11 protein-coding genes are annotated in these 12,543 nt (G+C 49.0%); 8 read left to right on the forward strand and 3 right to left on the reverse strand.

Going from position 1 to position 12,543, the window contains the following annotated elements; translation table 11 throughout:
- Window positions 1-56: 56 nt before the first annotated feature.
- Together B0475_RS02395 and pssA are read right to left on the reverse strand one after the other, a co-directional pair.
- Complete coding sequence (locus B0475_RS02395) at window positions 57-1,748, reverse strand: ATP-binding SpoIIE family protein phosphatase (RefSeq protein WP_077409808.1); 1,692 nt, start codon at window positions 1,746-1,748, stop codon at window positions 57-59.
- On the reverse strand, window positions 1,735-2,538 hold the full coding sequence (gene pssA / locus B0475_RS02400; protein ID WP_077409809.1) for a CDP-diacylglycerol--serine O-phosphatidyltransferase: 804 nt from the start codon (window positions 2,536-2,538) through the stop codon (window positions 1,735-1,737). Before pssA ends, B0475_RS02395 begins: the two co-directional genes overlap by 14 nt.
- A gap of 108 nt (window positions 2,539-2,646) precedes the next feature.
- On the opposite strand from pssA, the gene B0475_RS02405 reads away from it, so the two are divergent.
- The 3 genes from B0475_RS02405 to B0475_RS02415 are packed head-to-tail and all read left to right on the forward strand — an operon-like array spanning window position 2,647 to window position 6,584.
- Window positions 2,647-3,111 (forward strand): DUF4124 domain-containing protein, encoded by a 465-nt coding sequence (locus tag B0475_RS02405; protein ID WP_077409810.1) that lies wholly within the window; start codon window positions 2,647-2,649, stop codon window positions 3,109-3,111.
- 3 nt (window positions 3,112-3,114) lie between these two features.
- Window positions 3,115-4,212, forward strand: coding sequence for a TRAP transporter substrate-binding protein (locus B0475_RS02410; RefSeq protein ID WP_109862324.1), 1,098 nt, complete (start codon window positions 3,115-3,117; stop codon window positions 4,210-4,212).
- A complete protein-coding gene (locus tag B0475_RS02415; RefSeq protein ID WP_077409812.1) occupies window positions 4,209-6,584 on the forward strand; it encodes a [protein-PII] uridylyltransferase family protein in 2,376 nt (791 codons plus the stop codon). The genes B0475_RS02410 and B0475_RS02415 overlap by 4 nt, the downstream gene beginning before the upstream one ends.
- Window positions 6,585-6,632: 48 nt before the next feature.
- On the opposite strand, the gene B0475_RS02420 is transcribed toward B0475_RS02415, so the two are convergent.
- The gene (locus tag B0475_RS02420; protein ID WP_077409872.1) at window positions 6,633-9,101 is read right to left on the reverse strand and encodes an acyl-CoA dehydrogenase; all 2,469 of its coding nucleotides are present in this window, start codon (window positions 9,099-9,101) and stop codon (window positions 6,633-6,635) included.
- Window positions 9,102-9,418: 317 nt separating this feature from the next.
- On the opposite strand from B0475_RS02420, the gene B0475_RS02425 reads away from it, so the two are divergent.
- From B0475_RS02425 to tatC, 5 genes are all read left to right on the forward strand, one after another.
- A complete protein-coding gene (locus tag B0475_RS02425) occupies window positions 9,419-10,015 on the forward strand; it encodes a TetR/AcrR family transcriptional regulator (protein ID WP_157892648.1) in 597 nt (198 codons plus the stop codon).
- A gap of 185 nt (window positions 10,016-10,200) precedes the next feature.
- Window positions 10,201-11,100 (forward strand): DUF6923 family protein, encoded by a 900-nt coding sequence (locus tag B0475_RS02430; protein WP_077409814.1) that lies wholly within the window; start codon window positions 10,201-10,203, stop codon window positions 11,098-11,100.
- Between the two features lie 160 nt (window positions 11,101-11,260).
- Entirely contained in the window at window positions 11,261-11,473 is a 213-nt protein-coding gene (locus B0475_RS02435) for a Sec-independent protein translocase subunit TatA (RefSeq protein ID WP_077409815.1), read from the forward strand.
- A gap of 6 nt (window positions 11,474-11,479) precedes the next feature.
- Window positions 11,480-11,803, forward strand: coding sequence for a Sec-independent protein translocase protein TatB (tatB, locus tag B0475_RS02440; protein ID WP_077409816.1), 324 nt, complete (start codon window positions 11,480-11,482; stop codon window positions 11,801-11,803).
- A 3-nt stretch (window positions 11,804-11,806) separates the two neighbouring features.
- On the forward strand, window positions 11,807-12,541 hold the full coding sequence (tatC, locus tag B0475_RS02445) for a twin-arginine translocase subunit TatC (protein ID WP_077409817.1): 735 nt from the start codon (window positions 11,807-11,809) through the stop codon (window positions 12,539-12,541).
- Window positions 12,542-12,543: the final 2 nt, after the last annotated feature.

The raw sequence follows: 12,543 nt of genomic DNA on the forward strand, positions 1-12,543 counted from the left end.
CACAGGTGTGCGCTGCTGACGCGGTGAATCTTGGATTGTATATAACAGCTTAAGGATCAATCAATTTCTTTTTTCATTATCAACAGATTGCCATAACCGTCTTTGGGGGTGGCGAACTCCCAGGAGTCCATCACACTGTCAATGAAGTTAATGCCCATCTGACCAGGCAATGGATTTGACAGATCGCGTGGACGAATGGAGCTGTCATAGACTTCTGGAGCAAAATCCCGCAGGTAAAAAACCAGCGTCTTGTTTTGTTTTTTGATTTCCAGTTCTATTTCACCATCGCTCACGTTTTTATATGCATGTCGGATGATGTTGGTCACTGCTTCATCAAGGCTGAGGATGATTTCCTGACAACATTTTTCATCAAAGCCAACGGCTTCGACCACCGCCATGACCTGATGACGGATGTGTTTGAGCTGGCAGGCGCTTGCTTTGACAGTTTCGGCCAGCAATACCTCTTCCTGCAGGTGATCCCGCTTTTCTATCAACAGTACCGTGGCATCGTCATTCAGTTTATGTCTTCTGGCGGAAGTGATCAGTTTGCCTATCCTTACTTCGGGTGATTCAGATTCGGTGTGTTTGATGGCTTCAATGATACCGTCCAGTTCGCGCCGCTGATTGTGTTCGTTGCGTGCATCGGTGAGTCCGTCAGTGAGAAAATACAATCCGCCATCGTTAAGCTTGGTGGTTTGCTGGTCAAAAGACAAGTCACTGGCTTTGATGCCAAGAGGCGGAGCGTCAGCCGTCCAGGTTTTGATGTTGCCTTTAGGGCACTTATAGATCACCGGAGGTAAGCCGGCGTTGGACCACATGGCCACATCTGTTTTTGGGTTGTAATAACCCACTGCTGCGCAAACAAATAAACCTCGAGAGGCTTTCTCACACAATTCTTTGTTGGCTTTGGCAAGCCATTGTCCGGGGGGTAAGTGGTCTTTGCCGATCCAGCGCAGCAAGCTGCTGGCCCTGACCATCAGCATGGAGGCATCCAGCCCCTTGCCGGAAACATCGCCGATGATGAAACCCACCGTACCGTCATTGAGCTCAAAGTAATCATAAAAATCACCAGAGACTTCATTGGCTGAGATGTTGGTGCCGACCACCGGAAATGGTGGCTTCAGGCGGCCAGGAAGTAGTGAGCGCTGCAACTTTCTGGCCAGTGTCAGTTCTTTTTTGATGCGTTTTTGTTCGACAAAATTCAGGGTGTAGCGGGCATTCTGAACCGCCAGGGCGATTGGTGTGGCTAACAATCTAAGGATGTCACTGTCTCGTTTTTGAAACAACTTGTTGTCCAGTTTGTTCAATACCTGGATCACGCCAATGGTTTTATCCTGGATGATCAGTGGTGTGCACAACACTGATCGGGTTTGAAACCCAGTGAGGGTGTCCACATGACAAACAAAATCAGCGTCTTTGCGGGCATCTCTGATCATTTGACTTTCGCCACTGGTGAAAGTGCGGCCAATGATTCCGGAATCAACTTTGATGGCCATGGATGTGACATCAACTGGTCCGGCACTGGCCCGGCAAATCAGGTTGTTGAGCTGGTGATCCACCAAAAAAACACTGGCGGCCTCAGCATCCATGTAAGATTTGATGCGGGTGACCGCCCTTCTGAGGATGTCATTGATGTTCATTGAGCGGACAAAGTCCTGGCTCAGGTCTGCCAGTAATGTCAGTTGCTGTAATGTACCAGCAGATTGCTGAGAGGGGTCTTCGTTGAAAAAATGATCACTCGCTTTCATCGGTCTCCAGGGTGGTTTCGCCTTTGTTTTTTGCCCGCTTTTTTTGCGCTCGTTTTTGTTTGATTGAAACGGTGGTCAGGATGATGCCTGACAGTGCATAACAACCAAACACAACAAACAATACCCAGGCTGTTTTGATGGTCAGTAAGACAAATACCAGGACCAGCAAAAGGATCCAGATGAAAGACACGTTTTCCTTGAAAGGGATGGTTTTGAATGAATAATAACGAATGCGGGAAACCATCAGTAACCCGGCGATGATGGTTAATGGCAGGACGAAGTATTTGAGGGTTTCACCACTGATTTCGAGGTCCACACTGATCCATACGAATGAACTGAGTACAGCAGCAGCTGCCGGCGAGGGTAAACCCTGGAAATAGGCTTTATCGGTGACCCCAATCTGGGTGTTAAAACGGGCCAGCCTGAGGGCACCGCAGACGGCATAAATAAAGGCTGCCAGCCAACCGATTTTGCCCATCACCGGAGACACGGCTGTGAGGTGATACAATGACCAGTTAAACATCAGTAACGAAGGAGCCACCCCAAAGGAAACCAGATCACTGAGCGAATCATATTGCTCACCGAATTCAGACTGGGTGTTGGTCAGGCGTGCCACCCGGCCATCCAGAGCGTCAAGCAGTGCGGCAATGAAAATGCTCAGACAAGCCATCTCGAACTTACCCTGTATGGCTGCAATGATGGAGTAGTAACCGGCAAACAGCGCACCGGTGGTGAACAGGTTGGGCAGCAAATAAATGCCTTTTCTTTTGGCGTTATCGAGTTTTGACATACCTGAATTTTGCGATTTCTGGTCTGATATTGTAACTGATTTGCTGTTCAGCCCGCTTGATTAATGGCGTCATTATTTTTATGATGCTTAAAAACGTTGGAGATAACCATGTTAAAAATACATTCATTATTGTGCCTGCTGTTGTTTGCTGGTCTGTTGCAGGCCGGAAAAATATACAAATGGGTCGATGAAAACGGTCAGATCCACTACTCTTCTCAAAAACCTGCCGGCGAGGAAGTGGAAACTGTTAAAGTCCGCAAAGGTCCCAAAGTGGCTCCCCCTGCGGAAGCCGCCTCAGCTGACCCCAATCAACCGGTTGATCCCAATGAGCCGGTAGATCCGGAAGCAGATGCCGAAGCAGAAGCGGCGGCCAGGGCACAATTGGCCAGGGCAGATGCTGCCAATCGCAAACGGATGTGTGAACAGGCCAGACAGAACCTGGCCGCGTTGAATGCTTCAGTCCGTGTCCAGCGGGTTGATGAAGCCACTGGGCAGGCCGTGCGCATGACCGATGACCAAAGGGTCACTGCCATGAAAAATGCCAACCAGGCCATCAGCGAATACTGTAATTAAATCATGAAAAGAAGACAACTGATTAAGGCTGGCGCCATTGGAGCTGCCGTCATGGGTGCGGCCGGATGCCGTCAACAGCCGGCTGCCAATTGCGAGCAGGGTGATCGGGCAAATGACCGGTATGAATGGAAAATGGTCACCGCCTGGCCTAAAAATTTCCCAGGGTTGGGCGCCGGAGCACAATTCCTTGCCGATGCCATCACGCAAATGTCTGGCGGTCGTCTGACGGTCAAAGTATATGGTGGTGGTGAGTTGGTTCCGGCGTTTGAGGTCTTCGATGCGGTGTCTGCTGGAACTGCGCAGATCGGACATTCGGCAGCCTATTACTGGAAAGGCAAATTGCCTGAAGCGCAGTTTTTTGGAGCTGTGCCTTTTGGCATGAATGCCAATGAAATGAACGCCTGGCTCTACCATGGAGGAGGGCTTGAATTGTGGCAGGAAGCCTATCGTCCTTTTGGCCTGAGGCCGATGCCAGCTGGTCAATCCGGTGTACAAATGGGGGGCTGGTTCAACAAGGAAATCAACAGTAAAGAAGACATCAAAGGCCTGGTCATGCGAATCCCGGGCATGGGAGGTGACGTGTTGTCCAGAGCCGGCGGAACTCCACAGGCTTTACCTGGCGCTGAGTTATTTACTGCTTTGCAAACCGGCACCATTGATGCCACTGAATGGGTCGGGCCATACAATGATTTGGCTTTTGGCCTGTACCAGGCCGCCCAGTTTTATTATTATCCGGGTTGGCATGAACCCACGGCTTGTATTGAGGCGATCATCAACCAACAGGCCTATGATGACCTGCCGGAAGATCTGCAACAGGTGGTGGACATGGCTGCCATGGCCGCCAATCAGAACATGCTCAGTGAATACCTGGCAAATAATCAGCGCGCCTTGGAAGTGCTGCAATCAGAGCATCAGGTGCAACTGCGGGCTTTTCCAGCCGAAGTGCTAGAGGAGTTCAAAGGTTATGCAGCCGAAGTACTGACTGAGTTGTCTCAGGTTTCTCCACTATCCGCCCGAATTTATGATTCATACCAGACGTTTGCTCAGCAAACCAATCGCTGGCTGGAAGTCTCAGAGTTAGCTTACCTGCAAGCCAGATGATCACCCGGCCGTCCTGGTTGTGTGCTTTCCCGTTCATTGAACGCAACTGGCTGGAAATCAACCAACTTCAGGAAAAGTGGAACTCCATCGATGGGTATGATCTGGCCACTGACTGGACGGCATTCAAAGCCGCCCATCCATCATGGGATGTGTTCAAATTATTGCGCCGTTTCAGAACATCAAGACTGGCCTGGTTGTCCTGGCAGGACATTGGCCTGCCAGTTGAGCAGCATATTCGGGTGCTTCATGCGGTGTCACAACTGGCAGACTGGCTGATCACTCAAGCCTGTGACGAGGCTGCAGAGTGGATCAAAGAACGCCATGGTCAGGTGCTCAATGCGCAGGGTAAACCCATGAAGCTGATGGTTTTTGCGCTCGGCAAGCTGGGTACGTTTGAATTAAATTATTCCTCAGATATCGATCTGGTTTTTGTTTATCCGGAGCAGGGTGTTTCCAATGGGGCCAGACCATTGGAAGCAGAGCAGTATTTCATGCGACAGGGGCGGCGCATCATTAAATTGCTGGATCATGTGACTGCAGAAGGGCGGGTCTATCAGGTGGATATGCGCTTGCGGCCGTTTGGGTCAGCGGCACCATTGGTGTGCAGTGCCGCAGGTTTGCACCATTACCTGGTGAATGAAGGTCGTACCTGGGAACGTTTTGCCTGGATGCGTGGCAGGGCGGTTTACGGAGAACAGTCGGATTGTGACCAGGTTCAGCGCGACCTCAGTGGTTTTATTTACCGCAAACACCTGGATTACACGGTGTTTGATGCCTTGCTTAAAATCAAAGCCGACATCACCCGTGAAATGTACATTGCAGTTGATGATCTGAAAATGGGGGATGGGGGTATACGTTACATTGAGTTTATTATACAAAGCCTGCAAATGGTCTTTGGGGGCAGAAACCAGGATTTACGGGGGACTGCGGTTTATCCGCAGTTTGCCAGGCTGCAAGCCGCCGGCAAATTGACCCCGGAAGACCAGGCTCATTTGTCTTTTGCCTGGTTGTGGTTGCGCAAAGCAGAAAATGGCTGTCAGATGATGAGCGATCAGGCCAGTCATCAATTGCCAGAAGATCCGGTTCTGCGTCGTCACCTGGCCCAAGCCATGGGATTGGAAGGCGCCAGCGAACTGAAAGTGCTGCTGGATGGTGTCAGAAAACAGGTCAGTCAGATATTCAGTCAGATGTTCCAGGAACCTGGTCATGGAGAAGATCTGGATGCCAATCAACAACAGCAGTTGTCGGTTTTATTCAAAGAATTGAACTGGTCGCGGATGACCAGAGATACGGCGTTGAAAGTCAGGGAGTTGCTGGAGAAAACGGTGCTCATGACTCATGAAGAGGTCCAATTGGAGTTTGTCAGGCTGGTCAGAGCGATCAGCAAAAGACCAGGTTATTTGATGATGCTGCTCAAAGAGCCCATGATCCATGAGCAGGTTTTGAATTTGTTGTCGGCTGGCAGTTATTTCAGAACCACATTGGTTCAATATCCGGTGTTGCTCGAACAATTGTTTGAACAGCAACCAAAAATTGGGCTACAGCCTGAGGATTTTGCCCGCCATTGGCAGTTCGATGAAGGTGCTGATGAAGAACAATGGATGGAGCAATGCCGGTATTTTAAATTGCAACAACAATTCAATCTGCAACGGGCTCACACGGAAGAGTTGCTGTCAGGAACTGACTTACAACAAGGATTTGCCGGACTGGCGGAATTTATATTGGGCCAGGTTTTACAGCGGTCATGGCAGGAAACCCGGCAGAAAGTTGCTTGTCAGTCGATCGGGGTCAGCGACCTGATGGTGATTGCCTATGGTTCCCTGGCGACTCGGCAGATGCATATCCAGTCTGATCTGGATTTGGTGTTTGTGTTAGATCATAATCAACCCGGGCCCAATGAGCGGCAATTCATGCAGCGTTGGGTCAGGCGCCTGACTCATCATCTGATAAGTCCGATGTACCATGGTTTGCTTTATGAAATTGATTTGCAACTCAGGCCCAATGGCAAATCAGGTACCCTGGTTACCACCAGAAAAGAGTTTGCCAGGTATCAGCGGGAGGATGCCTGGATCTGGGAGCATGCCGCAATGATCAAATCCAGATTGGTGATTGGAGACCGTGAACAAAAGCACTGGCATGCCAGTTTGCGGGCAGAAATACTCACCAGAAAAAGGAATCCGTCAGTGGTTGATCAGGCGATGAATGAAATGGCTGAGAAGCTCGAACAACTGGGTGGCAAACCCCATCACCAGGAATTTAAGGTACTGGCGGGTGTGCTAAAACACGCGAATGATCATCCTGAACTGGTGAAGCTGATTGATCTGGTTTCCATGCGTAATGCCTTGCGATCGTTTGATCTGCTGGAAGCATAAAAAAACCGGACCTGCCAGAATGGCGGGCCCGGTTGAGCAGGTGGCTGATCAGGCAACCTTGGTTTCTGTAGTGGTGTTTTGCGCGATGGTGCGATCAAAGGCATCAAACGGGAAGTCATCAGTGGCGACAATCTCTGCCACTTGCTGACGAACTTTGGTCAAGGAATTGAATTCATTTTTGTTGATGATTTCTTTGTCCAAAGCCTGAGCCAGTTGTTTGACCGGATCAATTTCATTGATTTCACCATTTTTGATGGCTTTCAGGATGCGCCTTTCCAGTGGCTCGGTATCAATGACTTTGGCCAGCACGTGATTCATCTTGGCCACGAAATGATGCTCTGATTCTTCTTTGTCAATGCCGTCAGTCAGACGCTGTCTTGTCTCATTCGGGGATAACAGCAGGCTGGCTGCTTTGTGACCCAGTCGGTCGCCTGGAGGCAACTCATGGGTGCCCAATGGGAAGATGACTCTGCGCAGGAACATGCCCACTCCTTTGCTCGGAAAATTGTAAGACAGCATTTTCAGGGCTTGCTCAATTTCATAGAAATGATGGTGCATGGCCCAGGCAACGACCGGTTGGTCGGCACTGTTCTCACCTTGATCCAGATAGCGTTTCAGTACCGCTGAAGCCATGTACAGATGACTCAGTACATCACCCAGTCTGGCCGAAGTTTTTTCACGCTTTTTCAGAGAACCACCCAGGGTCAACATGGATACATCAGCAGCAAATCCAAATGCGGCGCTGTAGCGGGTGATTTTTGAATAAAACTGTTTGGTGAATTTATCACCAGGAGAACGTTCCAGTCGCCATGTTCCCAAACCCTGGAAGAAAGACCTGACGCCGTTCTGGAAAGAGTATCCCATGTGCTGGAACAACAATTTGTCAAATGCTTTCAATGCCTCGTCTGCATCCGGCAGGCGGGCAGCTTCCATCTCTTTCAATACATAGGGGTGACACCTGATGGCACCCTGGCCAAAGATGATCATACTGCGGGTCAGGATGTTGGCACCTTCTACAGTGATCCAGATGGGCGCGCCCATCCAGGCCCTGCCAAGGTAGTTACTGGGTCCCATAATGATGCCTTTGCCACCATGAATATCCATGGCGTCACTGATCATGCTGCGGGCCATGTCAGTGGTGTGCATTTTGGCAATGGCTGAAGGCACCGCAGGACGTTCGCCGCGATCAACAGACAGCGCGGTCATGGTTGATACGGCTGCACAAGAATAGGTTTTGCCAGCAATGCGACACATGGCCTCTTCAATGCCCTCAAATCGTCCGATGGGCAGGTTGAATTGTTTTCTGATGCGAGCGTATGCTCCGGTCGCAAAAGCCACCATCTTGGCGCCGCCGGTAGAACACGATGGCAAAGATATGGCACGACCTACAGACAGACACTCAACCAGCATGCGCCAGCCATGTCCAATCATGTCTTGTCCACCGATGATGTAATCCATGGGTATGAAGACGTCTTTGCCACGGATCGGACCGTTCATAAACATCACATCAAGGGGCAGGTGACGCCGGCCAATTTCCATGCCTTTGGTGTCCCTCGGAATCAGTGCCAGGGTGATGCCCAATTGTTTCTTGTCACCCAACAGGCCATCAGGATCCATCATTTGAAATGCCAGGCCGACCACGGTTGCCACTGGGGCAAGGGTGATGTAGCGTTTGTCAAAATTCAGGTTGATGCCCAGCACTTCTTTGCCATTGACCTTTTTCTTACAGACCACGCCGGTATCAGGAATTGATGTGGCATCAGATCCCGCAGAAGGGCCAGTCAAGCCGAAACATGGAATTTCCTTGCCCTGAGATAACCTTGGCAGGTAGTGGTTTTTTTGTTCTTCTGTGCCATATTCCAACAGCAGCTCTGCCGGTCCCAATGAGTTGGGAACCGCTACGGTGGCAGCCGCCACCGCACTTCTGGAAGAGACTTTTTGTAAGACTGCGGAATGACCCAGGGCGGAGAAACCCAAACCGCCGTATTGTTTGGGGATGATCATGGCGAAAAACTTGTTTTTCATCATAAAGTCCCAGACCTTCTTAGGCATGTCACCTTTGTCGTGATTGTATTCATGTTCATTGAGCATGCGACACAATTCTGCGACCGGGCCGTCCAGGAACTCTTGTTCTTCACTGCTCAGTTCTGGTTTCTTGATGTCATGCAATTTCTTGAAATTGGGTTTGCCACTGAACAGCTCTGCATCCCAGTATACCGTGCCGGCTTCCAGGGCTACTTTTTCAGTTTCTGAGAGTTCCGGTAGTGCCTTTTGATAGAATTTCAGGAATGGTTTGGTGAATTGCTGTTGCCTGAGGTTTTTGTTGTTAAGAAAAACCGCTGGGATGGCAAACACAGCAATGGCGAACAGTGAAGCCAGGAAACCGGCTTCGTTAACCCAGATGCCCCAGACCAGGGCGACTGCAGTTAACACGGTCCATTGCTTGATGTTCAGCCTGAAATATCCAGCGATCAGGGTGGCGGCTACAATGATGCCGAAGAGAGCTAAAAATGTCATGGTCATATCCTGTTTATAGTAACATACGGTATAGTATGGTGCTGCCGGTTAAAAAAGTCAATACGCATGCGTATGGAAATATGAAAAATATCATTGACCCGGCCGGATTACTGGCTAAGATGAATAAAGCCCGGAAGCGCTGTAAGATCAGCCAGACACACCGACTCCTTTGATGAGTCAGGGTGCAGCAAAAAGCCGAGCACAGTTCTTAAGCAACTGTTTTCATGCGTTTTGCTGAAGAGAGCCGGCATGAATTACATTGTTCATGCTTAAACACATGCAATGATCCCCAGGGTCATTCCTTATTTTATGACGATATGAAAACCAGCTCCAAGAAAAAATCATTGAATCCAGCTGACTGGGAAGCCGCTACCCTTGATGTCATCGCCCACCAGGGTGTCAGTGCAGTGGCTGTAGAGAACATCGCAAAAGATCTGGGGGTGACCAAAGGCAGCTTTTACTGGCATTTTGCCAATCGCAAAGACCTGATCATCAGTGCACTGAAAAGTTGGCAACGCGATGACAGGGCGGTGATTAAAGAAAAAATCTGGTCCATAAAAGATCCACAGGAACGGCTGAATGCCTGGTTTTCACTGAGTGCGCAACCGTTGCAGAGTCATTTGATCTATGCCACTTTACTGGCGGACCGGCAACATGATTATGTGGCCAAGTTGCTCAAAGAGGTGACCATGGAACGTCTGGCTTATCTGCAAAAATCGTACCAGGCCATTGGTTACCCGGAAGACCAGGCAAAACAACAGGCCTTGTTGGCTTATTCTGTCTATGTGGGCTATCTGCATATGGCAAAAACCCTGCATGGAAAGTTCAAGGACACCGACAACATTGAAAGTTATGCCAGGTATGTGGCCGGGCAATTGATCCCGTCTGGTAAAAAGCCGGCCGCTGAGGGTTGAGGACAGGCCGGGTAGCAGCACATGCCAGCGATCTGTAAGATCAGGAGTAAGTGTCTGAAGAATGGACTGAATTGGAGCAGGAAAGTTGCTCAAATGAGGTAAAAAGAGGCTTGTTAATCACTGGCTTATTTGCTAACATCGGCACAGATACGATATGAATCCTGCACATAAATAATAAAAACATCATGATGCGCCACCTGACAACACTGTTTTTGATCGCCTTTGCTGCCAATGCGGCTGCGCAGGTTATGGCTTATTCTGTGGCGGATGATAACTTTGAATTTCCTGACCATCTGGTAGCAATCAACCTGGAAACCGGCGAGTTTACCAGTATGGGTCAAATCAGTGATCCTTACATTGCACTTGAGGGATTGGCGATTTCCGAGAACGGCACACTCTATGGTGCCGATGACAACACCAAAACCCTGGTGCAGATTGCCATCAATGAAGCACAGGCTTTTCCAGTGGCTAATGTCAACCAGAACTTCGGTTTTGGGTCGGTGCCGGAAAGCTATGATTTTGGCATGACTTTTTCTTGTGGTAACAAACTCAACATGGTGGTTAAACACACGGGAGAATTGTACTCGGTGAATGTCATGACAGGAGCGGCCACTCTGGTGGGCGACACTGGCCACAACTTTACGTCATTGGCTGCCTGGGGCGAAGATCTGTATGCAGTGGCATCTGGTGATTTTAATCTCTATCAAATCAACCCCACCACAGCTGAAGCCACATTGGTTGGTCCATTGGGTGACCTTGGTGGTGACATTGAACTGAATGGATCCGGATTGGCATTTGATGAAAACGGCCAATTGTGGATGGCGATCAATTTGCGCCTCTCAGATCCACTGAATCCCTTCCCGTCAAGAATATTTCAGGTCAATACCGAGTCTGGTGCGGCTGAACTGATTTCAGAAACCCTGGTTGGCATTGAGTCACTGGCCATTACCGGACCAGTGGGTTGTGAAAATGTCAGGGGTCCGCAAGACATTCCGGTCAATACCTTGAGCTATCCAGCGTTGCTGACCATGTTACTGGCCATGCTGGCCTTCGGTGGTTTGGCGTTCAACAGACCATCCAGCTGATAATCGCGTGCTGTCACTGGCACGATCTGCAGTTGAATTTTTGAGTCACGACCCCCTTTTTGACAATCACTGATTGTCTGTAATTTCTTGAACAGGTTCTTTTTATTTACTGTGAATCCAAGTTAAAATAAACGGTTCACATCACGCGAACGAGGCACTTATGGGATTTGGTTTAAAAGAGTTAGTTGTAATTTTGATCATTGTGGCATTGCTGTTTGGCACCAAGAAGCTGAAGAACATTGGCAGTGACCTTGGCGGTGCCATCAAAGGCTTCAAAAAGGGTATCGCTGAAGAAGAGCCTCAAGAATTGGATGATCAATCCAAAACAGATGAGGTAAAAGCGACTCAGGCCGAAGAAAAGGTCAGTAAGTAATCACCCATGTTCGATATTGGCTTCACAGAACTGCTGGTGATTTTTGTGGTTGCATTGTTGGTCGTTGGTCCGGAGCAACTGCCTGTGGTGGCCAAGAAAGTTGGCTTGTATCTGGGTAAAATGCGCCGCTCATTTCAGGCCATAAAGGATGAAGTGGAACAGGAGCTGGAGATTGAAGCTGTCAAAGCACAGTTGAAGGAAAAAGCCATGCTGGCAGAAGCCAAAGAAATTGAGGAAGAACTCACCAAAACCATTGAGGTCATCAAGCAGACCGATGAAGAAACCAGAAAAGTAACCCATGAATCCACCAATCAACAGGATAAAGTTTAATTCATGACAGACCAGGAACAATCATTGGTTTCTCACCTGGTTGAATTGAGAAGTCGTCTTATCAAAGCGGTGATGACGATGTTGATACTCATTGTGGTCATGTTTCCTTTTGCTGGAGAAATCTATACCCTGATTGCCAGTCCGGTGATCAACAATCTGGCTCAAGGGACTGAGATGATTGCAACCGGAGTGTTGTCTCCGTTTTTAACACCTTTTAAAATGGTTATCATATTGGCAGTGATCATCAGTATGCCAATGATCATTTACCAAATGTGGGCCTTTGTCGCTCCTGGTTTATACAAAAGTGAAAAACGGGTGGCCACACCCATATTGATCTCCTCTATTGTGCTGTTTTATATGGGCTGTGCTTTCGCCTATTTCGTGGTGTTTCCGATCATCTTTGTTTTTTTGCCAGGGATTGCTCCTGAAGGTGTGGCATACATGCCTGACATCAATTCTTACCTCGATATCGTGGTGCGCCTGTTTTTCGCATTCGGCCTGGCATTTGAAATTCCAGTGGCTGTGATCATCCTGATTATGCTGGGTGTGACATCTGCAGAAAAACTGGCCAAATCACGGCCTTATGTCATTGTGGGTATTTTCGTTGTTGCCATGTTACTCACACCACCTGACCCCAGTACACAAATCTTACTGGCCATTCCCATGTGGCTGCTTTTTGAGTTCGGCCTGCTGATGGGCCAGGCATTGAAAAAAAAATCACAAAAGGCAAATCAATGATC

This window comes from Marinicella sediminis (assembly GCF_002000055.1).
Classification (GTDB): Bacteria; Pseudomonadota; Gammaproteobacteria; order Xanthomonadales; family Marinicellaceae; genus Marinicella; species Marinicella sediminis.